Here is a 26460-nt window from a genome sequence, read left to right on the forward strand (position 1 = left end):
TTTTGCTTAGTTGAAAGCTGCCCGGAATTCAAGGGGCGACATATTGGTTTTCTTCCTGAAAAGGGTGCTGAAGGACTGCGCATGTTCAAAACCTAGCATATAAGCGATTTCACTTACAGATAAACTGGTCGTGGAAAGCCGTTCTTTCGCTTTTTCAATCAGCTTTTCGTGGATATGCTGCTGTGTATTTTGTCCGGTATGCACACGCAGAAGGTCACTCAGATAATTGGGAGATAAATTCATATGTGCTGCAATGTGCTGTACGGTTAACAAACCCTGCGCTGCAGTATGGTTGGTGTCAAAATAATCATCCACAAAGTGTTCAAATTTTGCAAGTAGCTGGTGGTTATTGTTTTTTCGGGTGATGAACTGTCGCTCATAAAAACGATTGGAATAGTTGAGCAGCAGGTCAATTTGCGACAGGATGATTTCCTGGGTATGCCTGTCAATGTGCATGCACTCCTTGTCAATTTTATTTAGGATCGTCATGAGGTCATCTTCCTCTTCAGCGGAGAGATGGAGGGCTTCATTGACTGCATAAGAGAAAAAGCCATAACTATTAATGCTGTTTGCCAGCGGATGTTTGAGCAGGAAATCAGGATGGAAGATCAGCAGGTTACCCTTACCACGACAGTCCACCGTTTGCAGATCTAAAGATTGCACCTGATTGGGGGCAGTGAAACTCAGAACGCCTTTGTCATAATCATAATGTTGCTGACCATATTTCACTTTTCCTGTTGCTTCTCTTTTCAGGGCTACGCAGTAAAACCGGTTCACAAATCCTTTCCACACCTCATCTTCCAGGAAAACGGCATCCGTAAGGCTGATCACACTGACCAGCGGGTGTCTTGGTTCGGGCAAAGACAATAACCGGTGGAACTCTGAAATGGATTTAATGGCATTCATACAACTAATTTAAAAATTACAAATGATAGAACAGCGGCTGTATTGTCATAAAATACAACCGCTGAAAAAGAATTAATCGATTAGCCCCATACTGAACTCATCATATGGATGGCCAGTATCGGTACCCAAAGGAACGATGCTTTCCAGTTTTGATACATCGGACGAGCTCAGCTCAATCGCAGTAGCTGCAATATTTTGCTCCAGGTATTTTCTCCGTTTGGTACCCGGAATAGGGAGTATCCCTTTGCTCATGATCCAGGCCAGTGCCAGCTGTGAAGAGGTCACATTTTTTTGTTCCGCCAAGGTCTCAATGGCTTTTACCAATTCCATATTTTTGTGGAAATGGGCCTCCTGAAAGCGCGGGATTGCCCGGCGGAAGTCGTTCTCTGGTAAATCATCTATTGAACGGATTTGTCCGGATAAGAACCCGCGGCCAAGAGGGGAGTAGGCTACAAACCCTACGCCCAGCTCTTCGAGTGTTTGCAGTACACCACGTTCTTCCACACTGCGTTCGAACAGGGAGTATTCACTTTGTACGGCAGTAACCGGATGAATGGCATGGGCTCTCTTTACGGTTTCTGAAGATACTTCTGATAAACCGATACAACCTATTTTTCCTTCTTTAACCAATTCGCCCATGGCTTCAACTGTTTCCTCAATAGGAGTTGTTTTATCAAGCCGGTGCATATAATAGAGGTCGATATAATCTGTTTGGAGGTTTTTCAGCGAGCGTTCAACCGATTTCTTTACGTATTCCTTTTTACCGTTGATGGCCCAGGTGAGGTTATCCTGATCGTCTATTTCCCAGCCGAATTTGGTGGCGATAATGTATTTGTCCCTGTTGCCTGCAATTGCCTTTGCAATCAGCTGCTCATTTTTAAAGGGACCGTAAAGGTCGGCCGTATCCAGAAAGTTGCCGCCCAGTTCGAGCGAGCGGTGAATGGTGGCGATCGCCTCGTCTTCATTTGCTTCCCCATACATATTGCCATCCTGAAAGCCGGTCATGCCCATACAGCCCAGACCGATTAAGGGAACGTTAAGTCCCTGTGTTCCCAATGCTATTTTCTTTATTTCCATAATGCTGATTTTATAGAGGTCAAAATTAGGCAGGATAGGCATGGGGCATGTATGCAAAGCCCTGAATGTTGTGTGTAAATCAGGGTTTGTGCAGAAGATAAAATCAGAAGGAAAAGCTTATTTTAAAGCCTAACCGGGTTTTGCCGCCCTGTCCCTGTGTTTTAGTTCAGCACTTTTCTTCCCAGGCAGTAGTGTTCATTCCAGGCACCAAGCACATCAATAAGGGGGAGTAAACTTTCTCCCAGTTCGCTCAAGGCGTATTCCACACGTGGGGGCGATTCTGCATATGCCATTCTTTTCAGGATTCCATCTCTTTCTAGTTCTCTCAGCTGGATCGTCAGGGTTGCCTGGGCAACATTATCTAATTTCCTGCGGAGTGCACCGAACCTTTCCATTTCTCCTGTCCTTAGAAATTCAATTATCGGAAGTTTGTATTTTCCTTTAAGTAAATTAAGGACATTTGTCACAGGGCAGTTATTTTGTTCGTTTATTGTTTTTTCAACGTTCTGGTTTACAGTATTAGTTTCATATTCCATACTTGGTATTGTATTTTTTCCTACTTGAAAAGCATTCCTGCATAGTGCAATTTCGCCTCGCCAATTTAAGCATAACCAGGGCCTTAATGCGTAATGCACATGACATATTTCAAAAACAAGCGAAAGTCACCATTTCTTCTCCTCCTTATTTTATCCTCTACCGTATTCCTGTCAGTACTGGATATTTTTATTGTAAATGTTTCTTTGCCTTCTATTCAAAGGGGATTGCTCGCATCCAATACCGACCTTCAGCTGATTGTTGCGAATTATCTGTTGTCCTATGCGGCTTGTTTGATCTTGGGAAGTAAGGTCGGGGACTGGCTGGGAAGAAAAAAAGTACTTATATTTTCTATTGCAGGTTTTTCCCTAAGCTCACTGGCCTGTGGTCTTGTTTCCTCGTCCGACCAATTGATTATCGGCAGAACATTTCAAGGCATCTGTGCAGCATTTATGGTTCCACAAGGTCTTGCTATACTCCAGACTGTATTTACCCATCAGGAGGCCAGGTCAAAGGCGCTTGGAACCTACGGCAGTATTGCAGGTATAGCATCCGTTTTAGGACAACTGCTTGGAGGACTGTTACCGGCTATGGAGATCTCTTCGCAGCTGTTTGGACACATCGAGGGATGGCGACTCATCTTTTTGATCAATGTACCTGTTGGAATTTTTGCAGCAATTCTGGGGATTAAAATGGTTCCTGAATCGGCTCAGCTAAAGTCAGCAGGTTTTGATCATCGCGGTTTTATCGCTTTAAGTATATCATTGATTGGCTTGATTTATCCATTAATATCCGGACGGGAAAAACAATGGCCTGTTTGGATGATTTGCCTGTTGATGATTTCATTGCTGGGATTTTGGTTTTTAACAAAAAATGCCAGATATGCCAATGATAAAAAGACAGTACCCTTCGTTGACCTGAAACTTTTTAAGGAAAGGAGCTTTAGGTATGGCAGTGTTTTAACATTGTTTTATTTTATTGCACAGGATTCTTATTTTCTGATAAACGGAGTTTTTATGCAGAGCGGACTTCGTCTTTCACCGGTCAGTGTGGGTCTTTTATTTATCTTTCAGGGTATCGGTTATGTTTGCGGCTCAGCATTGTCTTCAGGGACAGATGATGAAAAGCTTCCCCGGCTGTTGAAAATTGCGCTCCTCATGATGATGTTAGCACTTTGTGGCCATTTATACTTATTTGATAATGGGGAATTAACAGTATTACACTATTTGGTACTCATCATTTATGGAGTCGGATGCGGAATTGTCCTGCCATCCTTACTTCTGTTGTCACTTAAGGATATTTCCCAGGAAAATGCCGGTATGGCATCGGGAGTCTATTCGACTATTCAGCAAACAGCCATTGCATTGGGGGTGGCCATAACCGGGGGGATTTTTTTCTATCTTACTGAAAGTCTTCACACCTCTGCAAAGTTTGTTTTGGCCTATCATAATGCCACTTATGCTAATATTTTCTTTTTGTTTGTTGTGCTGCTGATTTTAAATAAACTAGACCGATAAGAGTAATGCTTTATATCGTGAATCCTGGAAATGAAACAGTCGATAAGAAATAAATTACAAGTGCCACCATGACAATGAAAATCCCGAGTAGAATAAAACTAACCGGTCTGGCAAAATTAAGCGTATATCCAGACATTCTTGATAGTTTCCTTGGAACCCATAAACGGGAATCGTTAGGGTTGAAATAGAAGGTGCCGAACCTGTAATTTTTTAAATCATCCATAGTAATAAATTCTTTTGGTATGTGTTGTTAACTAATATAAGAATTTTTATTGACTGTTTTATATTTGGTGCGTTAATTTTAATTGATTTTTACGCTACAGAGCTGCTGGTTTGTGTTTTATTTGTTTGGTAGCCATTGAAATAAAAAACCAGATGGACTATTTACATGTTCTACTAGAAATGATTCTTATGATAGCTTCATAACCGATAAAAAAAATATTTTATTGATGAAACCTTCATAAGCCTACCCTTACCAACAACAATGAATATATTTATGAGAGCTTCATCACCTTTAAAAATCAATTATGTACTGATGAAAACACAGTCTTTTATTAGTGCTTCCATTATAGCAGCGTGTATATTCGCTGGTTGTTCCAAAAGTGATACACCGGGGGAAGAATCCAGTTCGGATACTACCGCTACCAGCCCATCGGTTGAAACTAATCCTCCAAATACCAGCTACCAAGCCGCATTTTCTGGGCAAACCCGAATAGGCGGATTGAAGAGCGTTACAGCTTATACTGCTCAGGTGATGACTTCATCACTGACAAATCCGTGGGGGATAGTCAGTCTTCCGGACGGAAAACTTTTAGTTACGGAAAAAGCCGGACAGATGCGGATCGTTACAGCTGCCGGTACTGTAAGTAACGCCATTACCGGACTCCCGGCAGTGAATGCAGGTGGTCAGGGAGGATTATTGGGATTGTGCATAGATCCTTCCTTCACTTCGAACAGGTTAGTGTACTGGGTGTTTTCTGAACCTGTAACTGGCGGAAATGTAACAGCTGTGGCGAAAGGGAGGTTATCTGATGATGAAAACAGGATTGAAAATGCTGTTGTTATTTACCGTTCAAATACTCCCTACAATGGAACGCTCCATTATGGGGGCAGGGTTTTATTTGACAAAACAGGCAGTCTGTTAGTCAGTATTGGTGAAAGATCTGATATGCAGACTCGCCCTTTAGCGCAATCCTTAAGTAGCAGTCTGGGTAAAATCATTAGAATTCAAACCAATGGACAGCCCGCTCCTGGAAACCCGGTATTTAGTCAGGCAGGGGCCTTAGCCGAATTGTACAGCATTGGACATAGAAATCCTCAGGGTTTGGCTATACATCCTGAAACACAGGAGATATGGCAAAGTGAACATGGTCCCCGTGGTGGCGATGAAATCAATCGTCTGCAGGCAGGTGCGAATTACGGATGGCCAGTGATCACTTATGGTATTGAATACGGCGGACAAACAATCGGTGCAGGCCTCACCAAACAAGATGGAATGGAGCAACCTGTCTATTACTGGGATCCGGTAGTTTCACCAAGTGGTATGACCTTTTATAGTGGTAACAGTTTTCCTGAATGGCAAAATAATCTTTTCATTGGTTCATTGAGTGGGACACATATTGTACGATTAGTCATCAAAGACAACAAGGTTAGGGGAGAGGAACGGCTGTTGGCTGGTGAAAATCAACGTTTCAGAGATATTACTCAAGGCACTGGAGGGGCATTATATGCGGTCACCGATGCTGGCAGATTATACAAGATTGATAAAAAATAATTCATTTATACCAGGAAGGGACTGTAAGGGTTTACCATACAGACCCTTCTGGTCAATCTATTAATTCTGTTTTTTAATAGGCTGTCTCATCAGCTCCAATGTCAACCCTTAAGTTTTGTACCCTTGCTTGGTTATCGATGTCATACTCTCCGGATGCGGCAACAAAGGAAGGTAATCCTTTATTGATGCATGCAGATGAAACACTTGTTAAATGAAGATCAGGAGTTGGAAGAGTAGTAGAAGCGAATCCGGGTAATGCATAGGTAGAGTTTGCATCCAATCCCAATGCGGTTTGAAAGGATGCCAATGAATAATAACCCAGTGAATTGATTCCTCCCCAGTCGAATGTTATAGTTGATGAAGAGCCTGAGGCTGTATAATAATTGTTATAATCCATAGTCAGGTTGGTAGACGTATAATTTAGCAGGGCAATGACTACGATATTACTCCTCGACTGGATAATGTTGTTAATGATATTTAAATGATCTGTATTTTGGATATCTATTTCACCATCATATAATCCATTTGAAACGTTTTTAAATAACGTATTGTTGGAGATCGTTGAATTGGTCGCCTTCCCATTCGGCTGATTTGAACCCAGTAATAATCCTGCTTTCACATTGTTATAAATCAAATTATTGCGGATGTTAATATGATCTGCATTGTGATTGTTATTTTCACATCCTACACTAATTCCTACGGTGTTGGCATAGGTAATATTGCCTTCAATATTGATATAAGCTCCTCCGTCAACATATATACCTGCGGAAGTAGCCACCGGAGAGATGCAGTTATATACCGTGTTATGTCTTACGTTTCCTGAGCGGGCATAGTTCAGGGCAGCGGGTGCACCTGTCCATGCGTAATGGCCTGTCATATCAATACCGATATTAGGGATGTCGTGGACAGTATTATTTTCTATCAGGAAAAATTCAACATTTCCTGCCAGGGTAAGCCCTTCGCTATACCCTGTATTACAATCATAAACCTCGTTACTGCCTATGTAAACCTGATTATACGAGCTTGCACCGGTACCCACTACAATTAATGGACTGGCGTTATCCGTAGAAGATGGGTAAGCAGTTGAGCTGGTTGTCCAGCCTACATGGGAGACCTTGCAATAAGTCACATGCACATCTGTTCCTGAGCCTGCAATATAAATACCTTTTGCAAATGACATGATGTTATTCGTAAAATTGATATGGTCAATGCGGATATAACTTTTGCTGATGACACTGAGCAATGGGGTTTGAGCAGCTGTGGTGGTACTGCCATCCACTGTGACTACTCCTCCATTATAACTGGTAAGCGTAATAGGGGCGCCGGAAGCACCCGAATTTGGCCAGTTCAGCCGTTCGTAATAGGTGCCGCCCGCTACATAAATTGTGGCACCTGTACCTTCTGTGGTTTTGTTTAGTCCTGCCTGAATAGTTTTGAGGGCGCTTGATTCAGAAAGCCCTGAATTGGTGTCGCTGCCGGTACTCGCATTGACATAATAGTTGGTTCCTGCAATAAGTAAAGAACTGGCCAGTTCAGCATTCAATGCCATTTTGTCTGGTGTTAATTCTGAAGGAGATTGTTTTGAACATCCGGCGCAAAGGGATAAACACAAGAGCGCGAAAATTAAATGCTTCATAGTTTTTGGTTAAGGTTATTGAATAGTAAACAAGTTACGCTATTTTATAATGATTGTATGGTTGTATTTTGTTGTTAGTGAGGTATTTATGTTAATCAAACGTTTGCGTAATCGTACGCACACGTTTGTGTAATTTTCTTTTTACGATCTTTTGATGGTGAATGTTAGAGGGAATGTTCAATATTTTAAGGTGCAGTGGTATAGGTTGGCGGATAGCACACCCCTTAGTGTATGGGAAAGACAAGGTCATACCCCTACCTATATATTTCTGCACATTAGAATAAAATTAGAGATGGTTTTAGTTAATAGTATTATATTTGTTACATGGATAAGCAGTTTTCTGCTGATTCAACCAAATAAGAGCACCTGACTGTGGTTAATATTCCCATGAAAAAACTAGTATCGGTAGTGATTCCTGCGTATAATGAAGAAGATAATTTGATGGTTATCATTGATCGTCTTGAAAATATATTTCTAAATTCATCATATGATGTAGAATTTATTATAGTAGATGATGGCAGTTCAGATCAAACGGCATTAATTCTGAAGGCGATGACTAAGCTGAGGCAAAACATATTTTATATAGGGTTTTCGAGGAATTTTGGTCATCAGGTTGCGCTTAAGGCCGGTTTGGATAAGGCAAAGGGCGATTGTGTCATTTCGCTTGATGCCGATCTTCAACATCCCCCGGAACTCATTATCGACATGCTCCGGAAATGGGAGGAAGGGTATGAAGTCGTATACACCAGGCGTAAGGAAGATAAGAGGCTGCCTTTAATGAAAAGGAAAATGTCTTCCTTGTTTTATCACCTGCTTAATGTGTTGTCTGATGTAAATATTGAATCCGGCACGGCAGATTTCAGGTTAATGGATAAAAAAGTAGTAGATGTTTTTAGGGACATGGAAGAATACGAACCTTTTATAAGAGGGCTTGTGAAATGGATGGGATATAACCAATATGCAATTGATTATATCCCTAACGAGCGTTATAGTGGTTCAAGCAAGTACAACCTAAAAAAAATGATTCGGCTCGGTATTCACGGCGTTACTTCATTCAGTATCAAACCCCTGTATACTGCTGTCTATTTAGGGTTCATGTTTTCATTGTTATCTGTTTTATACATTCCTTATGTATTATACGCTTTCTGTGAAGGTATTGAAGTGGATGGCTGGGCTTCATTGATTATGACTGTGGTTTTTTTTGGCGGACTCCAGTTAATTATCCTTGGGATTATTGGCGTTTATATTGGAAAGATGTTTATGCAGACCAAAAACCGCCCTGGTTATATCATCAGTCACACTAACCTTACGCAATAAATCTATGGTCCTGTTAAGTTTTGATATTGAAGAATTCGACATGCCTTTCGAATACCAGAAGACGATTGCTTTTGAGGATCAGATCAGTATCTCTGTTCAAGGCACTACAAAAATATTAGACCTGTTAAAGAAACACGGAATGAAAGCTACATTTTTCAGTACGGTTGTTTTTGCAAGAAATGCGCCTCATCTCATCCAACGGATCATTGACGAAGGACATGAGCTGGCTTCCCATGGTTTTTATCATTCCGAATTTAAGACAGCACATTTGCTGGAATCCAGGTTGTTGCTTGAAGAGCTTTCAGGAAAAAGGGTCGCCGGCTATAGGATGCCCCGCATGATGCCAGTAGATGAGATAGAAATACAAAAGGCAGGATATCGCTATAACAGCTCCATCAACCCAACGTGGTTGCCGGGACGGTACAACAACCGGCATATTTCCAGAACCTGGTTTTTCCAGGAGGGGGTAATCCAATTACCTGCTTCGGTAAGTCCAATCACCCGTTTTCCTCTGTTTTGGTTATCTTTTCATCATCTTCCCCTTTGGTTTTATAAACACCTTTTATACAGGACCTATCAGAAAGATGGTTATCTGAATATTTATTTCCATCCCTGGGAGTTTATAGATCTCAGCGATCAGTCACGTTTCGGCTTCCCTGGTTATGTGAGTAAAAACACAGGTGCCGCTATGGAGGACAGGATGGATCGCCTCATGGGTTGGATAGTCCGGAAAGGATATCAGACGGGAACGATAGCTAATTTTATTGATCAACAGATCACTGCATCAGCAATACCTGAATGCTAAAAGAACCACTTTAATTTAAAAAATATGTACTCCAGGCAAGACCAGAAAAGTAATTTATACGAGGCTTTAAACAGGTTATTCACAAACAGGTTATTTATTCTCACCGTATTTATCATATTACCCAGTTTCATCTGTCTTAGCCGTTATCTTCATCACAGCAACCACAACAATTACAGAATCTTTATCTATACCTATTTCCATGCAGTAGATCAGGTATCACTATTTGTTAGCTATCCGGAATATGGGGACACAAACCATTATGGCCCATTTTTCTCCCTGATTATTGCCCCATTTGCCTTATTGCCTGAATATCTCGGCACCTATTTATGGGAATTGGTCAACACACTGTTCCTTTTTTATGCTGTTCAGACCTTGCCCCTGAAGAATAGCAAGATCATTGCAGTTTACTGGATCATAGCGAATGAATTGCTTACTTCACTCTTTGCCTGTCAGATCAATCCTGCAATTGCAGCGATAATTATCTTAAGTTATACACTGATGGAGAGAAAGCAGAATTTTATGGCTACCTGTCTCATTATGCTGGGGACATTTATCAAACTCTATGGCATCGTGGGACTTGCTTTTTTCTTTTTTGCAAAAGAAAAGCCTAAGTATATAGCATACTGTATCTTCTGGGCTATACTTTTCTTTGTCTTGCCCATGGTATTTTTTGGGCCTTCCTATATTCTTTCACAATACCGGGAATGGTATGTTTCACTTAGTGAAAAACAGCTTTTAAATGCCTCCCTGGATTCTCAGCAGGATATCTCTGTCATGGGTTTTATAAGACGGATTACGCAAAATCCGACAATCCCCAATCTCCCCTTCCTGCTAGCTGGGGTATTGGTCTTTGTTATACCTTATTTTCGCATTGGTCAGTACAAAAAATTGAACTTTAGGATGATGTATCTGGCATCTGCACTGATTATGGCAGTCATATTTAGCAATTCTTCAGAATCGCCTACTTATATTATCGCATTTGCTGGTATTGCTATCTGGTTTGTGCTGCAACCCCGGCCTTTATCGCGCACGGTCCTGGTGTTGTTTGTATTGTCCATCTTGTTTACAACGATGGTACCAACCGATTTCTATCCCAAATTTCTCCGTCAGTTTTTTCTGCATTATTCCATAAAAGCGGTGCCCTGTTTACTGATATGGTTGCATATTAGTTATCAATTAGTGTTTAAGGACTTTCATACAGAACAATGTCCATTAGCAGAAGAACCTGTTTTGAAATCGGAAGAAAAGGTGATCCCGGTTTAAGCGTTGCCGGGCTGATCAGTTATTTTCCGGAAGGTCACATACGTTTGAAAAAGATAGCTTATGCTGGCTAGTAAAACAATGATGAACCCCTGGGCAAGGGTAGCAGGGAGTTTCATTTTTCCGATCAGAAAGTGGAGCAGGATATACTCCAATACTATATTTGTGCTGGTCAAAGCAAAATAAAGAAACAGCTGCTTACCCGTACGGCCATTGATTTCCTGAAAAACGAAATACTTGTTTAAGAGAAAACCTATGGGAAAAGTAATGGATAAAGCCACGATATAAGCGGCAATGTATGGAGTGATACTAATGCCGGGTAACACCACGTTCTGCCGCTCGAATAAGTAGTTATAGCTGATATAAAATATAGCAAGATTTAAAACTGCATTGCTTCCGCCGGTCATCCCATAACGGAATGTTTTCAACGGAATAAATCTGGAAAAAGGAGTATGTATATAAATTATAGCTTTATCGAGGGAAGTGTTCACCATAATTGATTCTTGCTTGCTACGGTAAACCTAGAAAAATATTATGGGATATAAAAAGAAATTGATAAATCCAACCCCCTTCATCAAGGGGGGGTCCATTGTGCTGCAGTAAACGCCGGATTGAATTCTATGGCGGTAGTTGTTACTGTAATCGTGCTTTTTCCATCAGAAGATTCCGTAACTGATGGATACTTTATGCCATTTTTCTCGATGAAGTTACGATATACAGAAAAATAAGGAACTGCATTGATCACATAGCCATTTGCTTTCATTTTAAAGGCCTTGTCAATCAGGTAGACCACTTTTACTTTATGGATAAAAAAGCTAAGCGAATATTCCTCATCCTTTGTGAGGGATACTGTCCCTGAAAGGAAATGCTTGTTTAATTTTTGGTGTAAACCGAGAACACCCTGATGCAGGCTGAGTTCTATCTCTGTTTGATCACGCGGTGAAAGTGGACTGGTTATACCATTTAGCCACTGCCAGCCAGCATTTGCTTCCATCTGTTTTACCATCATCAACTTTCCATTTTGCCTTATTTCTATACGCAATCTATTATTGGCCAGGTCGGTTAAGGAAATAGCTTCCAGATTACCTGTTATGGCCGATGTTTCCTTAATTGTAGTGATTTTGTCTATGTTTTCAGCTCCATATGCTAAGCGCAGTTTATTCAATAATTGAGCTGCCGATGGCAATCCGACTGTTGCGTGAAGAGAAGTTCTTTCTTTAGCAGTATTTTCTGCAGTCTGGTTAGCGGCAGATTCTCCTTCTTCCTGCCTGAAATAAAACTCACCATTCACTACAATCAGGTCTTCTTCATTGGGCGGACTATAAAAGAAGCTCTGTTTCACCACATTTCCATTAGGGAAGCTTAGCGTGATTTCTCCCGGACTGAGTTTATACCTTCCTTTTTTTGCCTTGTCGTTATTTTCAACTTTTCCCCCAATGGTGCCGTCTGCCACATCACCACCTATTCCCACCATACCAGACCTGTCGGATGAAAAGTTCCCTTTGCCATCAAAATAAAGGAAATCAGAGGAGAACGCAGCTACGTTGGGCATACCTGTTCCCAACCCCCCGCTGCTTGAAGCTGTTTTGCTTTCGTATGCCGCTGCAGGTATGTTGATGACGTTTTTCACCTTATGCAAGGTATGTTTAATCCCTGATGTGCTTTCCAGGTTTCCATTACTGCTTAACTTGTATTTTTTAGTTTCGTTATCAGACCTAAACTGAACCCTATTGTTTTGAACTGTATATCTACCGCTGACATTGGTTTTCCAGTTGGGGATATTTAATTTGTCAGAGAATGTGCCGTCATTTCGGAAGTAGAAGACGAGATGATCTATCTGCATCCCGTTAAAGGGCGTATTGTATAACTGTGCACCAACATACACGCCATTAAGCTTCTGAACTTGTGCCGCTGCAAGAAAAGCGTTTAAAAGTAACAGACAAACCAACAGGGTTTTATTTTTCTTCATCTCACATCAGTTATTTTTCTTAAAAGTGATTGGGAGTGTTCAACATTTAATACCGGTATGGATAGCATAACAACTTGTATCGTGATTTTGCTTGTTTTTTCTGATATTTATGGAGTTGGGGTAATTTTTCCAATACACTTATCTGGCTGAAAATAAATGGTCAATTTAAAATAATACAGGCGGTTATAACCCAATTTTCCCTTCTACCCAATAAGGCTGTGTTTTGATATTCCGGCTACTGACTCCCTTTCCCAGTAAGGCTTTCCTGAAATTCTGAATGGAACGGCCGTTTCCCATTAAATAAAAGGCTCCGTTTTCCCACAACTTCCACACCCTTTCAGGTAAGCTCTCCAACAGGGAAATGGCATTTTGGGCTTTATTGGCCGAAGAGGAAACCACATCAAGGCCATTCCTGATATTCAATTTCACCTTTTGTGTATCTGTGTTCAACTCCATAATTCCAATATAATTTTGGCCATTTTCTTCAATCAGTTGCTGGAGGCTTTCAAACAAACCGATGGTGGTTTCATCGCCAAAAAGGAAATGGTAATTGTACTCTTTTCTGTAAAGATCGAAGCCACGGGGAAGTACAATACTTAATAAATCGTTTAATTGCAGGCCGGAGATGTAACTGCTGCCGGGACCATTGCCATGTAAATGAAAAATAACCTCAAAAATACCTTTTTCACTGTCCCAGTAGGAGGGGGTATAATTGCGGAAGTTGGTTTCATCAACCCTGATGCTGATGGCTTGGCCTGGTTTGAATATGACTTTGGAAAACTCACCGCGGAAGGTGACTTTTTTGATATAAGGATTAAGGTAAGTAATTTCTGAAACAGCAACTTTTCTGATCTGACCACTAAAGACGCTTTCCATTGCATCTGCAACCCATTTTGGAACTTTTGGCATAATACATTGTTTTTTATACAAAATACCATAACAATACCGGCTAAAAGATTTTATAGAAACAGGGAATGATTGGACTATTCGTGGAATCTTTTCCGGAAGGTCAGTGGGGTTTCATGGGTGATTTTTTTAAATAAACGCGAAAAATAGGTATGGTCCTGAAAGCCCAGATCAAACGCAATCTTTTTCACATCGTCATGGGTGTAATACAGCAACCTTTTCGCTTCCAATACCAAAGCCTGCTGTAGAAACTTCGTTACGGATAAACCGGTGGTCGATTTGATACATTCATTCAGATGGGCAGTTGTAATATGCAGTTTGTCTGCAAAAAAAGAGGCCGTGTGCAAAAACGAATGCTGTGTAACCAGTTCTTTGAACTTTTGGCTAAGCCTGAAGGATTGGTTCTGTTTCCCTTTATGTTGTGGTATGGATACTGAAAAAAGAGCAGCAGCCTTCACCAGGAATGCATTTAATAAATGCATCGTTATTTGTGTTTTGTAAAGATTCCCGTCATGGAACGACTGATATAAGAGTTGGGTCATCTTCAGGACCACTTTCATCTCCATAGCTGAAAGTTTGATACACTGATCAGGGATAGCAATATTCTCCAGGATATCCCTGCAAAAGGCTGGGACAAGAAAGGGGGCTATGCTAATAAAATAGGCATCGACCAGACTGGCATCTGGTCCTGCAGAATGAATCTGATACGGTTTTACCAGTAATATACTTTTTGGGCGGACAGCTACTGTTCCCATATCACATTTCATTGTTCCGCTTCCTTTCATCACCACACAAAGAATATAATATTCATCTCTGTGTGCTTGCAGTGTCTTTTTTCCATTGTATTGGAGGCGAAGGATGTCTACTGCACCAATTGCTGTTATCTTTTGCTGGTGGACCGGAATTTGATCTTGCTGCGACATGGTACGAATGTATACAATCATTTGCTAAATTCAGAAAAAGTCCAGGGCAGTAATTCTGGTCTTCCAGGATAAAAATAAGGTCGTGGTGAAAGATAGGCTAGGTTTGAACGATCTTTTGCAGCATGTTAAAAACTGCCAGCCTCAGGAATAGGCCAGTATGAAGGAAAAGATGGCGGAGGAATGGAGCAGAAGGTGGACACATTTCAATTTATTAAAATAATAGGGCTGACGGGTTGGATAACACCTGTTAAACTTTAACTTCGCCCAGGCAGGAAGATGAAGTCCTGCAGATGATCAACAATCCAATTCAGATGCAGCCAACCAAACTGGATATATTCAAGCGGTTCTTTACTTCCGGATCAGCATCCGGTATTCTTATATTCAGTGCGGTGATTTTGTCACTGATCATTGCCAATACTTCTTTTTCCGTACCCTTTCAGGCATTTCTGGATACACAGGCAGGATATCAATCCGAATTTCTACATCTTCGTTATCCGATCCAGCTTTGGATCAATGATGGCCTAATGGCTATCTTTTTTCTCCTGGTTGGCCTCGAAATCAAACGCGAGATGAGGGGAGGTGAGCTGTCTACACCGAAAAAAGCACTGATGCCGATACTTTGTGCTGCAGGTGGTGCCATCACCCCGGCAATTATTTATGCGGTTTTCAATAAAAATCAACCCACTGCAGGTGGTTGGGGGATTCCCATGGCTACCGATATTGCCTTTGCCCTCGCCATCATTGGTCTGCTCAGTAAGAAGCTTCCGGCTTCATTAAAGATATTTCTTGCCGCACTGGCCATAGTGGATGATCTGATGGCTATCCTGGTGATTGCCGTTTTTTATGCAGCTGAACTGCATGTAGCCTATCTTTTCTATTCTGCAGGAATTGTCCTGCTATTTTTTGTCCTGAACAAACTTAAAGTCGAGAAGCTGGCCTGTTACCTTATTCCAGGTGCGGTACTCTGGTATTTTGTGCATCATTCCGGTATCCATGCAACCATTGCAGGCGTACTTACCGCATTGTTTATTCCGGCGAGTTCCAATGGAAAACAATCCCCATTAGAGAAATTGGAGCACCTGCTGCTTACGCCTGTGAATTATCTGATCGTACCACTGTTTGCACTGGCCAATACCAATATCACGTTTCAAAGTGAGATGATCGGTGGACTGTTAAGTCCGCTCGGACTAGGTATTATCGCTGGACTGGTGATTGGAAAACCTGTGGGTATATTGCTGGTATCCTGGATAGGAGTGAAGACAGGGATCTGTCAGCTACCTGAAAAAGCAAACTGGTGGCACATTACGGGGGTGGGCATTCTTGCCGGAATAGGTTTCACCATGTCGATATTTATGGCATTGCTTTCTTTTGAAGACCCCTTACTGATCTCAGCAGCAAAAATATCAGTTCTTTGTGCTTCATTCGTCGCGGCAGTCGCTGGATATCAGTTGCTCAGGTCAACGGCAAAATCATCATTTAGCTGAGGAGTGTGAGGTACTGTCCGAAAGGAAAATTACTATAACCAATGCATGCAGCAGTCAGCATCAACAGGATAAAGATTCAGAAAATTCCTGGGTATATTGGTCATCACGGAATTTTCTGGATCTTTATTTAAAATGGAAGCTGAATCTGTTACTCCTGGGGCATCAGCATTTCTTCAAATTTACTGATCTCTACCTGGAGCCATTTCTCATACTCTGCATCCATAAATCGGTGGAAAATGCTGAGGTTCTTGTGTTTCCGGGTGTCAATAAGTGCCTGGAAATAAACGGCTTTTGTTTCGCTGTCGACAGTTGTCAAAGGCAAATTGAAAACCGCCTGTATATAATTCATGAGCAATCTCGACGTCCTTCCATTTCCGTCATAAAAAGGATGTATGCTGACCAGCTTGAAATGTGCATCATAAGCAAGGTCTAATTTTTCCCTTAACGTGGCAACCGTCTTCATGCGTTGATTCAGTTCCTCAGCCAGTTGATGGGTCAGTTCTTCAACCTGTTCAAAATTTGGGAAATAGCTTTCTCCTACAGTGATATTGCCTTTTCGGAATGCACCTGTAGCCGCATCAATGGAATGAAATTCAGTATGGTAAAGACCACCGTTGTTTTTCAGGACTATCGAATTCAGTTGTCTGATCAGGTCGGCTGTAATCGGCGTGTTCTTTTTTGCCTGGTTGAGGGTAAACTGAAGTGCGGCATAATAATCTTTTACCATCAGTTTTTCCAGTAAGGGTCTGCCTTTGGGCATCAGGCCGTCACTGAGGAAGATTTGTGTTTCCATCTCGGTCAGGGTCGAGCCTTCAATCCGTGTAGAATGGTAGACAATAGAGATCTGGTTGAATTTTTCATGATCAATTACCTCGTCAATGTCGAGGCTTTTATATTTCTCTATGAGTGCTGTAACTTTCATTTTTTTATAAATATAAAGGTAATCAATTATTTTTTTTTTTCTTTTATTATGTTTGTATTCAGGTGTTTGTGTGTTTTTAATTCATTTCAATCAGTTTTCCCTGGGTGAACCTCCTGTACTGTCCGGGGGTCATTTCTGTTTTTTTCCGGAAAAGTGTGGCATAGTACTCCGAATTGTCAAAACCGGTATGGTAAGCAATTTCCTTGATAGACATCAGTGAATTGGTCAGCAGGGTTTTACTTTTCTGTATACGCAATTCCAACACATATTGATTCGGGGAAAAACCGGTATATTCTTTAAAGGAATGCCTGAACCAGGAGTAACTCATCTTTACCTGTTCCGCAACTTCCTCAAAAGGAATATTGGTATTGAACCGGTCAGATAAGATCGTCTTGGCCTTGTTGATTTTATTGGAAATCTCCGTTTGTTCAAATGTTGAATTCTTGTGCAGGGAATACATGAGTCCCAGTAAATTGCTGACAAAACCTGACAGTTTTTGCTGGAATCCCGGTGTTTCATTCTGCGCGGTCTCAATGGCCTTTTTATAAAGTTGTATCACATCATCCTGAATCCCGATATCATAAACAGGCATCTGTTTATCAAAAAAACCATTTTTTACCCTGTTGTTCATAATCGCCCCATTGAAACCAATCCAGTATTCTTCCCAGCCGGTATGCTGATAGGGACGGTAATTATGCCATTCCCCCGGAAACAGTAAAAGTACATTTCCTTCCCTGACCGGGATTTCTTTGTGCTCACTGGATTGAAAAGTGCCTCCTCCTTTAACAATATAGACCAGTTGATATTCTTCAATCATACGTCCTTTCTGTGTGGAGAACCGGTAACGGGTAGGGTGATTGGCGGGAGGATAATTCTCATTCGTACCGATATGCTGAAAGCCAACCGTGTTCACCACATTTCCCCAAAGGTGATCTACCTCATTGGCCATCAAATATTGAATATGTATGGCCTGAATGCATGGTTTCATATCCGTACGATTAAAATTAGTATAAGCTTGGTCAGTTGATTACAAAAATGCAATATGTTTTCGTGGCAGATAATGATAGAAATCACTAAAGCCATTTTGTTAAGTATTTCTGCCAAAATCATCAAAAGTGGTGACCGTAACACCGCTTATGTTTGCCTCAGATGATGAACCTTAGTATAATTTCATGAAAACAAGCTACCACTTTTTTGCCTTCGACTTAGGCGCTACCAGCGGCAGATCTCTACTGGCAAAGATTGAAGATAATACGATCACCTTTCGGGAATTGACCCGCTTTCCCAATAAAATCACAAAGGTCCACGGTCAATATCATTGGAATATCTTTGCCCTGTTTGAAGCCTTGAAAGACGGCCTGAAAGCTGCTGTTGCGCAGGGGCTGAAAATAGATGCGATTGGTATTGATACCTGGGGGGTAGACTTTGTATATCTCGGCAAGGATGGTTGTATCCTGAGTGAACCCCGCTGTTACAGGGATCCCTATACCGATGGCATTCCGGAAGAATATTTCAATGTTATTCCCAAAAAGGAAGTGTATGAAGCGACAGGAATTCAGATCATGAATTTCAATTCTCTCTATCAGCTTTTTGCCGCTAAAAAAGAACATTCCTCTGCACTTGAAGCAGCTACTGGTATTCTTTTCATGCCCGATGCCCTTTCTTATTTGCTGACCGGTAAAAAAGTGTGTGAGTACACGATTGCCTCTACCTCACAGTTGCTGAACCCACGTACCAAAACTTTTGAATCCAAACTGTTTGAGGCTATTCCCCTGAGTTCTTCGCTGATGCAGCCCATTGTGATGCCCGGTGAAGTGATTGGAGAGCTGACAGAAAGTATCATGAAGGAATGTGGCATCGGGCCCGTCCCGGTTATTGCTGTTGCTGGTCACGATACCGGATCGGCTGTGGTTGCTGTACCGACCGACAATGAGAATTTTGCCTACCTGAGTTCAGGAACCTGGTCGCTGATGGGGATTGAAGTGAAAGACCCGATTATCAATGAGGAGTCTTTTGCACTGAACTTTACCAATGAAGGCGGCGTGAACGGCACGACACGTTTTCTGAAGAACATTACCGGAATGTGGTTACTGGAACAATGCCGCAAGGAATGGGAAAGTACAGGCCTGCAGTATAGCTATGAGCAGATTGTCAACCTGTCAGATACTGCGGAAGGCTTCCGTTCCCTTATTGATCCGGACCATGAGTCCTTTGCCAATCCTGAAAGCATGACGGAGGCCATCAGGGCATATTGTAGGCGGACAGCACAGGAAGTGCCTGCAAGCCATGCGGAATTCATCAGGTGTATATTCGACAGCCTTGCCCTGAAATACAGGAAGGTATTGGAAAGCCTGCAGCAACTGGCACCATTTAAAATAGAAAAACTCCATGTCATTGGCGGAGGATCACAAAACAGGCTGCTGAACCAGTCGACTGCCAATTCAATTGGCATACCAGTGGTTTCCGGCCCTTCAGAAGCCACGGCCATTGGGAATATCATGATGCAGGCCAAAGGTATCGGCCTGGTCAACGCACTGTGCGACATCAGGAAGATGGTCCGCAATTCGGTGGAACCGGAAATATTCTTCCCGGAAGATACCCTGGCCTGGACCGAAGCCTACTATCGTTTTTCACAGATTCTGGCAAACAAGTATGAACCTTTAAATATAAAATTATGAATAAAAAATTATCCGTTCAGCAGGCATTTGACCTGGCAAAAGAACGTTACGCAGCCGTTGGAGTAGATGTAGAACAAGCCTTAAAACATATTCAGCAATTGTCTATTTCCCTGCATTGCTGGCAGACTGATGATGTGGTAGGTTTTGAATCTGCGGGTAACCAGGGAGGAAGCGGTATCCAGGCGACTGGAAATTATCCGGGTCGTGCCCGTAATATTGGCGAAGTACAGGCTGATATTGAAGAAGTGTTAACCCATATCGGGGGAACACACCGGTTTAACCTGCACGCTATTTATGGCGATTTTGGTGGTAAAGTGGTGGACAGGAACCAGATTTTGCCTGAGCACTTTACAGGATGGATGGAATGGGCAAAGGAGCATAACCTGAAAATTGACTTTAACTCCAGTTCATTTGGCCATGCCAAAAGTGGCAACCTGACCCTGGCCAATCCGGACAAGGACATCCGGGATTTCTGGATCGAACATACCAAACGCAGCCGCGCTATTTCTGAAGCGATCGGTAAATTCCAGGAAGATCCCTGTATCATGAACCTCTGGATTCATGACGGTGCGAAAGACTTAACGGTCAACCGGTACAAATACCGTCAGATCCTGGAGCAATCTCTGGATGAGATTTTTGCCACACCATATAAAAATATGAAGGATTGTATCGAATCTAAACTATTCGGTATTGCACTGGAAAGTTATACCGTAGGCTCACATGATTTTTATATGGGCTACGGGGTTAAAAACCAGAAAATCATTACACTGGATACCGGACACTTCCACCTGACAGAAAGTGTGGCCGACAAGATTTCTTCCCTGTTGTTATTTACACCGGAAATCATGCTGCACGTGAGCCGTCCGGTTCGCTGGGACTCAGACCATGTGGTGACTTTGAATGAAGAGATCATTGAACTGGCCAGGGAAATTGTGAGGGCCGATGCCTTAAATAAGGTGCATGTAGGACTGGATTTCTTTGATGCTTCCATCAACCGTATTGGTGCTTATGTGATCGGTGTCCGTGCCACACAGAAAGCTTTTCTTCAGGCCTTCCTTGAACCCCTGGAAACCTTGCGTGCCTATGAAGCGAATGAACAGCATTTTGAGCGCCTGGCATTGCTGGAAGAAGCCAAAAGTCTGCCCTGGAATGCAGTATGGGATTATTTCTGCCTGAAAAATGACGTGGAAATTGGTGAAGACTTTATTCCAGCCATTCAGCAGTACGAGAAAAATATTACTTCAAAACGATAGGTCAGGAATATGAATACAGTGATAGGCCTGATTATCATCGCACTGGGCAGTATGTGCCAGTCGAGCTCTTATGTCCCCATCAAAAAGGTTAAGGAATGGTCCTGGGAGACTTTCTGGCTCATCCAGGGAACTTTTGCCTGGCTTATTTTCCCTTTGCTGGGAACACTGCTGGCCGTTCCACAGGGCAGCGGACTGCTGGAATTATGGAGTGCCGGTGGTGCGCTTCCTGCTATGGGATATGGTGCACTTTGGGGTATCGGTGGATTAACCTTCGGGCTGAGCATGCGTTTTCTTGGCGTTGCGTTAGGGCAAAGCATCGCTTTGGGCACATGCGCGGCCTTCGGGACTTTATTTCCTGCCATCCTGGGGGAAACAGACCTGTTTCATGGCGGAGGATTGTTATTACTGACCGGCGTTTCCATTACGCTGGCCGGTATAGCCATCATCGGGTATGCCGGAAGCCTTCGTGCTAAAAACATGTCCGAAGAGGAGAAAAAAGCTGCGGTCAAAGATTTCGCCTTGACAAAAGGTCTGCTGGTCGCTTTATTGGCAGGGGGGATGAGCGCCTGTTTTACACTGGGTCTTGAAGCCGGTGCACCAATCAAAGCGGCGGCATTGGCTGGTGGGGTGAATGCGCTCTATGCCGGTCTTCCGGTGATTTTCCTGGTGACCGTAGGTGGCTCTGTGACGAATATTGTCTACTGCCTGCAGCAGAATGTGAAAAATAAAACACTCAGTGAATATTCCAGTTTGCGAATGGGTGACCTGCTGAACAATGTCCTGTTTTGCGCCCTTGCCGGTGGATTGTGGTATTCACAGTTTTTCGGGTTGGAAATGGGAAAAAGCTTCCTGACCGAAAGCCCTGTTTTAATCGCCTTTTCCTGGAGTATCCTGATGTCCCTGAATGTGTTGTTCAGCAACCTCTGGGGTATGCTACTCAACGAATGGAAAGGTGCAAGCGGCAAAACAATTGGCGTACTCATCGCCGGCCTGCTTGTCCTGATCCTGTCAGTCATTGTCGTGGCAATGGCACAAGCTTAACTAACATTAACAAATAATACATAAAACAATGAAATCGATACTAGAAAGTGCTCCCGAAACCATATTGGAAAGTTCTCCTGTACTCGCAAAAAAAGTAGCTGAGGTTGCTGAAGTTGCAGGGTATCTCTGGCAAAAAGGCTGGGCAGAACGTAATGGTGGGAATATTACCATCAATATTACAGATATCATCAATGACGAAATCAGGGAAATGCCTCCGCTGAGTGATCAGCTGCAGATTGGGACTACACTTCCCCATCTGAAAGGATGTTATTTCTTTTGTAAGGGAACAAACAAACGCATGCGCGATTTGGCCCGCTGGCCTATGGAAAACGGATCGATTATCCGCATATCAGACGATTGCAGCAGTTATGAAATTATTGCCGACAAACCGGTAAGGCCTACATCTGAACTTCCTTCACACCTGTCTATGCACAATTACCTGGTGGGAAGTGGTTCAACGTACAAAGCGGTACTGCATACCCACCCGATTGACCTGGTGGCGATGACCCACAATCCGGAATTTCTGGTCAAAGACAAACTGACTTATCTGTTGTGGAGCATGATCCCTGAAACACGGGCATTTTGTCCACGCGGACTGGGTATTATTCCTTATAAAATGCCAAGTTCACTGGAACTGGCCAATGCAACTGTAGAACAGTTAAAAGACTACGATGTCGTGATGTGGGAAAAACATGGCGTCTGTGCAGTGGGCGAACACATTACTGAAGCATTTGATATGGTAGATACCCTATCGAAATCGGCACAGATTTATCTTACTGCCAAATCAATGGGGTTTGAGCCTGAAGGTACTTCCCTGGAAGATATGGAAGCCCTTAAAGTGAAATTCAACTTACCTAAATAAATTCAGGGATTTTAAAAAACAAGAATTATGGCTAACCGTATTATTTTAAATGAAACTTCATACCATGGTGCAGGTGCAAGGAATGAAATCGTAACTGAGGTGAGGCGCAGGGATCTGGCCAAAGCTTTTTTCATGACAGATAAAGATCTTATTCGTGTAGGTCTGGCTGGAGAAATAGAAAAGATACTCCATAGTGCTGCTATTCCTTATGTAACGTTTGATGACATTAAAGCTAACCCTACCATTGAAAATGTACAGGCTGGGGTAGATGCTTTTCTGGCATCCGGTGCTGACTTTATTATTGCGCTGGGTGGCGGTTCAGTGATTGATACTGCTAAAGGTGTGGGGATCATCGCTAAAAACCCGGAATATTATGATGTGAAATCGCTTGAAGGCCCTGTATCTACCAAGAACAGATCTGCATTGATCATGGCCCTGCCTACAACGGCAGGTACAGCAGCAGAGGTGACCATAAATTACGTCATCACCGACAGCGCTGCCAAGCGTAAAATGGTCTGTATCGATCCGAATGATACCCCTGCCATTGCGATCGTTGATCCTGAGCTGATGTATTCCATGCCTAAAGGATTAACCGCGGCTACAGGAATGGATGCGCTGACCCATGCTATTGAATCGTACATTACTCCCGGTGCCTGGGAGATGTCGGATATGTTTGGTTATAAAGCCATACAGCTGATCTACAAACATCTTGAGAATGCAGTTAACAGTCCGGAAAGTAAGGCGGATAGGGAAGGAATGGCCCTTGCCCAATATGTGGCGGGTATGGGATTCTCCAATGTGGGCTTAGGTATCGCCCATTCCATGGCACATCCTTTAAGTGCCCTGTATGATACACCGCATGGGGTAGCCTGCTCTTTATTGTTGCCTTTTGTGATGGAATACAATGCAGCATCCCCGGCGGCGGCCAAATACAGAAATATTGCAACTGCAATTGGGATCAATACCGATGCACTGGATCAGGAAGAATGTGTGGATGCAGCTGTCGAAGCCGTTAAAGCGCTTTCATTACGGGTGAATATCCCGCAACGCCTGAATGAGATCGGTGTCAAAAAAGAAGATATTCCTTTGCTGGCCGTAGCTGCATTTAATGATGTCTGCACAGGAGGTAATCCAAGGCCAACTTCTGTTGAAGAAATTGAAGCCTTGTACCATAAAGCTTTTTAAATAAAGTATCCGCTGCCATCTGTGATCAACAGGCCTGTTATCATTGCAGCGGCCCGGCCCACGTTAAAAAACACACCTGAAGCCTATGCGTTCAGGTGTGTGTTTTTATATATACGCCTATATTCCTCCTCCGGTATTAAAATTCCGCAGGTGCCGAAATCGTTTCCGTAAATATTTCCTTTTAAATCATAGGCACAGGTAATTTTTTTTGTCACATTTACCACCCGAATATCAGATATAAATAAAAATCGTATGACCTCAGAATTTGCAGGAAAAGTAGCAGTGGTGACTGGTGGCGGCGGCGTATTGTGCAGCACACTGGCGAAAGCATTATCAGGACAAGGAGCAAAAATTGCCATTCTTGACCTAAAATTAGAGACAGCTGAAAAAGTGGCCTCGGAAATTAATAGTTTGGGAGGTGAGGCAATTGGAGTAGCCTGTAATGTCTTGGAGATAGATAGTCTCAAAGAAGCACACCAGAAGGTACTTGAGCTGTTAGGTCCATGCGATATCCTCGTGAATGGTGCCGGTGGGAACCATCCTAAAGGAACGACCTCAAAAAATTACCTGTTACCCGAAGACCTGGAATCTACCGAAGAGGGACTGAAGACGTTTTTTGACCTGGATCCGGAAGGTATCAAGTTTGTGTTCGATCTGAATTTTATCGGGACACTTCTTCCCACACAGGTTTTTGCCCGTGATATGGTCGGTAAAAAAGGTTCTATCATCAATATTTCTTCAATGAATGCATTTACCCCACTCACTAAAATCCCGGCATATAGTGGTGCAAAGGCTGCAGTGTCCAATTTTACACAATGGCTGGCTGTTCATTTTTCCAAAGTAAATATCCGTGTAAATGCACTGGCTCCGGGATTCTTTCTGACGGAACAGAACCGTACCTTACTGACCAATACGGATGGAAGTCTCACCGACCGGGGAAATACAATTCTTTCCCACACCCCAATGAACCGTTTCGGAACCCCGGATGATTTAACGGGTACCCTGCTTTGGTTATGTGGAGAAGGCTCTGCTTTCGTTACCGGAGTTGTGATCCCTATCGATGGAGGATTCAGCGCCTTTAGTGGGGTATAAAAATTCAAATATCGGTTAATTGTAAATTATAAATCAGGCAGGGGAGGATAGAACCAGTATCATTTCTATACCTGGCATCAACAGGAAAATCAATTATGGCTTTAGAACAAACATGGAGGTGGTACGGTCCGAAGGATCCCGTTTCCTTATCAGATATCAGACAGGCAGGTGCAACAGGTATAGTCACCGCACTTCATCATATCCCGAACGGAGAGGTGTGGACTGTCGAAGAAATTCAAAAAAGAAAAGATGAAGTAGCCAATGCAGGCCTGGTCTGGTCGGTAGTGGAAAGTGTACCTGTACATGAAGATATTAAAAAACGCACTGGAAATTATGAGGTGTACATAGCAAACTATAAACAGACACTGCTCAATCTTGGTACCTGCGGAATCGATATTGTTTGTTATAACTTTATGCCGGTATTGGACTGGACAAGAACGAATCTCGATTATCGTATGCCTGACGGTTCTACAGCATTGCGTTTTGAGGCTGCTGCATTTGCCGCCTTTGAGCTGTATATCCTGAAACGCCCCGGAGCTGAGGAGTCATTCAGCATTGAACAAAAGCAAAAAGCAAAAGCCTATCTTGACAACCTGTCTGCATCGGATGAACAACTTCTGATTAAAAATATTATTGCCGGATTACCCGGATCTGAAGAGGGGTACACCCTGGAAGAATTTTTGAAAGTACTGGCCACTTATGATAAGACAGGACCTGCAGAATTAAAAGCAAATTTATATCATTTCCTTTCCCAAATTATTCCTTCTGCTGAGCAGGCTGGGGTATTGATGTGTATTCATCCGGATGATCCTCCTTTTCCTATCTTGGGATTGCCAAGGGTAGTAAGTACAGAAGCTGACATTCAGGAGTTATATCATGCGGTCGACAGCATCAACAATGGCCTGACTTATTGTACAGGTTCATTTGGTGTGAGGGCAGACAATGATCTGCCAGGCATGGTGGAACGGCTGGGAGAAAGAATTCATTTTATCCATCTCCGCAGTACAAAAAGAGATGCCGAAGGTAATTTCCATGAAGCCGATCATTTGGATGGTGATGTGGATATGTATGCCGTCATGAAGGCATTGCTGGCCGAACAGAAAAAAAGGATAGCTGCGGGCAGGAAAGACCTGAGAATGCCATTCCGCCCTGACCATGGGCACAAGATGCTGGATGACCTGGTTAAAAAAACAAATCCGGGTTATTCCGCTATTGGAAGACTGAGGGGGCTGGCAGAATTGAGGGGACTTGAACTCGGCATTATCAGAACTGAGGCAGGTCATTAAGCCAAACTGATCATCGAAAATATAAAAGGGAGA

Annotated in this window: 23 protein-coding genes; 13 read left to right on the forward strand and 10 right to left on the reverse strand. The window is 42.7% G+C overall.

The features are described 5' to 3' along the window. Nucleotides 1–6: 6 nt before the first annotated feature. The 3 genes from ACSBL2_RS10825 to ACSBL2_RS10835 all read right to left on the reverse strand — a co-directional run bounded on the left by ACSBL2_RS10825 (nt 7) and on the right by ACSBL2_RS10835 (nt 2519). On the reverse strand, nt 7–906 hold the full coding sequence (locus ACSBL2_RS10825; protein WP_442591708.1) for a helix-turn-helix domain-containing protein: 900 nt from the start codon (nt 904–906) through the stop codon (nt 7–9). 72 nt (nt 907–978) lie between these two features. Further along, nucleotides 979–1983 carry an aldo/keto reductase gene (locus ACSBL2_RS10830; protein WP_442591709.1) on the reverse strand — a complete coding sequence of 335 codons (1005 nt, stop codon included), beginning with the start codon at nt 1981–1983 and terminating at the stop codon, nt 979–981. 161 nt (nt 1984–2144) lie between these two features. Continuing rightward, on the reverse strand, nt 2145–2519 hold the full coding sequence (locus tag ACSBL2_RS10835; RefSeq protein ID WP_442591710.1) for a winged helix-turn-helix transcriptional regulator: 375 nt from the start codon (nt 2517–2519) through the stop codon (nt 2145–2147). A gap of 99 nt (nt 2520–2618) precedes the next feature. On the opposite strand from ACSBL2_RS10835, the gene ACSBL2_RS10840 reads away from it, so the two are divergent. Together ACSBL2_RS10840 and ACSBL2_RS10845 are read left to right on the forward strand one after the other, a co-directional pair. After that, nucleotides 2619–4034: an MFS transporter gene (locus tag ACSBL2_RS10840; RefSeq protein ID WP_442591711.1), complete on the forward strand. Its 1416-nt coding sequence runs from the start codon at nt 2619–2621 to the stop codon at nt 4032–4034. A 496-nt stretch (nt 4035–4530) separates the two neighbouring features. Then, on the forward strand, nt 4531–5808 hold the full coding sequence (locus ACSBL2_RS10845; RefSeq protein WP_442591712.1) for a PQQ-dependent sugar dehydrogenase: 1278 nt from the start codon (nt 4531–4533) through the stop codon (nt 5806–5808). Nucleotides 5809–5881: 73 nt separating this feature from the next. Here ACSBL2_RS10845 and ACSBL2_RS10850 read toward each other — a convergent pair whose 3' ends face one another. Beyond that, nucleotides 5882–7444 carry a right-handed parallel beta-helix repeat-containing protein gene (locus ACSBL2_RS10850; RefSeq protein ID WP_442591713.1) on the reverse strand — a complete coding sequence of 521 codons (1563 nt, stop codon included), beginning with the start codon at nt 7442–7444 and terminating at the stop codon, nt 5882–5884. Between the two features lie 387 nt (nt 7445–7831). Between ACSBL2_RS10850 and ACSBL2_RS10855 the strand changes: the two genes are divergently transcribed. The 3 genes from ACSBL2_RS10855 to ACSBL2_RS10865 are packed head-to-tail and all read left to right on the forward strand — an operon-like array spanning nt 7832 to nt 10829. Beyond that, nucleotides 7832–8761, forward strand: a complete 930-nt coding sequence (locus ACSBL2_RS10855; protein ID WP_442591714.1) for a glycosyltransferase family 2 protein — start codon at nt 7832–7834, stop codon at nt 8759–8761. A gap of 4 nt (nt 8762–8765) precedes the next feature. Further along, nucleotides 8766–9566, forward strand: a complete 801-nt coding sequence (locus tag ACSBL2_RS10860) for a polysaccharide deacetylase family protein (RefSeq protein WP_442591715.1) — start codon at nt 8766–8768, stop codon at nt 9564–9566. Between the two features lie 24 nt (nt 9567–9590). Next, on the forward strand, nt 9591–10829 hold the full coding sequence (locus ACSBL2_RS10865) for a glycosyltransferase family 87 protein (protein WP_442591716.1): 1239 nt from the start codon (nt 9591–9593) through the stop codon (nt 10827–10829). Here the strand turns inward: ACSBL2_RS10865 and ACSBL2_RS10870 are convergent. The 4 genes from ACSBL2_RS10870 to ACSBL2_RS10885 all read right to left on the reverse strand — a co-directional run bounded on the left by ACSBL2_RS10870 (nt 10826) and on the right by ACSBL2_RS10885 (nt 14624). Next, the gene (locus ACSBL2_RS10870) at nt 10826–11320 is read right to left on the reverse strand and encodes a GtrA family protein (protein WP_442591717.1); all 495 of its coding nucleotides are present in this window, start codon (nt 11318–11320) and stop codon (nt 10826–10828) included. The two genes, ACSBL2_RS10865 and ACSBL2_RS10870, sit on opposite strands and share 4 nt — an antisense overlap. Before the next feature lie 80 nt (nt 11321–11400). Further along, complete coding sequence (locus ACSBL2_RS10875; protein WP_442591718.1) at nt 11401–12795, reverse strand: hypothetical protein; 1395 nt, start codon at nt 12793–12795, stop codon at nt 11401–11403. 183 nt (nt 12796–12978) lie between these two features. Then, a complete protein-coding gene (locus tag ACSBL2_RS10880; protein ID WP_442591719.1) occupies nt 12979–13704 on the reverse strand; it encodes a siderophore-interacting protein in 726 nt (241 codons plus the stop codon). 74 nt (nt 13705–13778) lie between these two features. Continuing rightward, nucleotides 13779–14624, reverse strand: coding sequence for an AraC family transcriptional regulator (locus tag ACSBL2_RS10885; protein ID WP_442591720.1), 846 nt, complete (start codon nt 14622–14624; stop codon nt 13779–13781). Between the two features lie 311 nt (nt 14625–14935). On the opposite strand from ACSBL2_RS10885, the gene nhaA reads away from it, so the two are divergent. Further along, nucleotides 14936–16108, forward strand: a complete 1173-nt coding sequence (nhaA, locus tag ACSBL2_RS10890; protein WP_442591721.1) for a Na+/H+ antiporter NhaA — start codon at nt 14936–14938, stop codon at nt 16106–16108. Between the two features lie 148 nt (nt 16109–16256). Here nhaA and ACSBL2_RS10895 read toward each other — a convergent pair whose 3' ends face one another. Both ACSBL2_RS10895 and ACSBL2_RS10900 read right to left on the reverse strand, forming a co-directional pair. Further along, nucleotides 16257–17030 (reverse strand): Fic family protein, encoded by a 774-nt coding sequence (locus ACSBL2_RS10895; protein ID WP_442591722.1) that lies wholly within the window; start codon nt 17028–17030, stop codon nt 16257–16259. Between the two features lie 76 nt (nt 17031–17106). Then, complete coding sequence (locus ACSBL2_RS10900) at nt 17107–18018, reverse strand: AraC family transcriptional regulator (RefSeq protein WP_442591723.1); 912 nt, start codon at nt 18016–18018, stop codon at nt 17107–17109. A 184-nt stretch (nt 18019–18202) separates the two neighbouring features. Here ACSBL2_RS10900 and ACSBL2_RS10905 point away from each other — a divergent pair, with 184 nt between their 5' ends. From ACSBL2_RS10905 to uxuA, 7 genes are all read left to right on the forward strand, one after another. Continuing rightward, nucleotides 18203–19708, forward strand: coding sequence for a rhamnulokinase (locus ACSBL2_RS10905; RefSeq protein ID WP_442591724.1), 1506 nt, complete (start codon nt 18203–18205; stop codon nt 19706–19708). Beyond that, the gene (locus tag ACSBL2_RS10910) at nt 19705–20961 is read left to right on the forward strand and encodes an L-rhamnose isomerase (RefSeq protein ID WP_442591725.1); all 1257 of its coding nucleotides are present in this window, start codon (nt 19705–19707) and stop codon (nt 20959–20961) included. Before ACSBL2_RS10905 ends, ACSBL2_RS10910 begins: the two co-directional genes overlap by 4 nt. A gap of 9 nt (nt 20962–20970) precedes the next feature. Beyond that, complete coding sequence (gene rhaT / locus ACSBL2_RS10915) at nt 20971–22002, forward strand: L-rhamnose/proton symporter RhaT (protein WP_442591726.1); 1032 nt, start codon at nt 20971–20973, stop codon at nt 22000–22002. Between the two features lie 28 nt (nt 22003–22030). After that, nucleotides 22031–22864 carry a rhamnulose-1-phosphate aldolase gene (gene rhaD / locus ACSBL2_RS10920; protein ID WP_442591727.1) on the forward strand — a complete coding sequence of 278 codons (834 nt, stop codon included), beginning with the start codon at nt 22031–22033 and terminating at the stop codon, nt 22862–22864. A gap of 27 nt (nt 22865–22891) precedes the next feature. After that, nucleotides 22892–24049 carry a lactaldehyde reductase gene (gene fucO, locus ACSBL2_RS10925; RefSeq protein WP_442591728.1) on the forward strand — a complete coding sequence of 386 codons (1158 nt, stop codon included), beginning with the start codon at nt 22892–22894 and terminating at the stop codon, nt 24047–24049. A gap of 252 nt (nt 24050–24301) precedes the next feature. After that, on the forward strand, nt 24302–25141 hold the full coding sequence (locus tag ACSBL2_RS10930; protein ID WP_442591729.1) for an SDR family oxidoreductase: 840 nt from the start codon (nt 24302–24304) through the stop codon (nt 25139–25141). A 95-nt stretch (nt 25142–25236) separates the two neighbouring features. Beyond that, complete coding sequence (gene uxuA / locus ACSBL2_RS10935; protein ID WP_442591730.1) at nt 25237–26427, forward strand: mannonate dehydratase; 1191 nt, start codon at nt 25237–25239, stop codon at nt 26425–26427. Nucleotides 26428–26460 lie beyond the last annotated feature (33 nt).

This window comes from Pedobacter sp. AW31-3R, from assembly GCF_052180285.1.
Classification (GTDB): domain Bacteria; phylum Bacteroidota; class Bacteroidia; order Sphingobacteriales; family Sphingobacteriaceae; genus Pedobacter.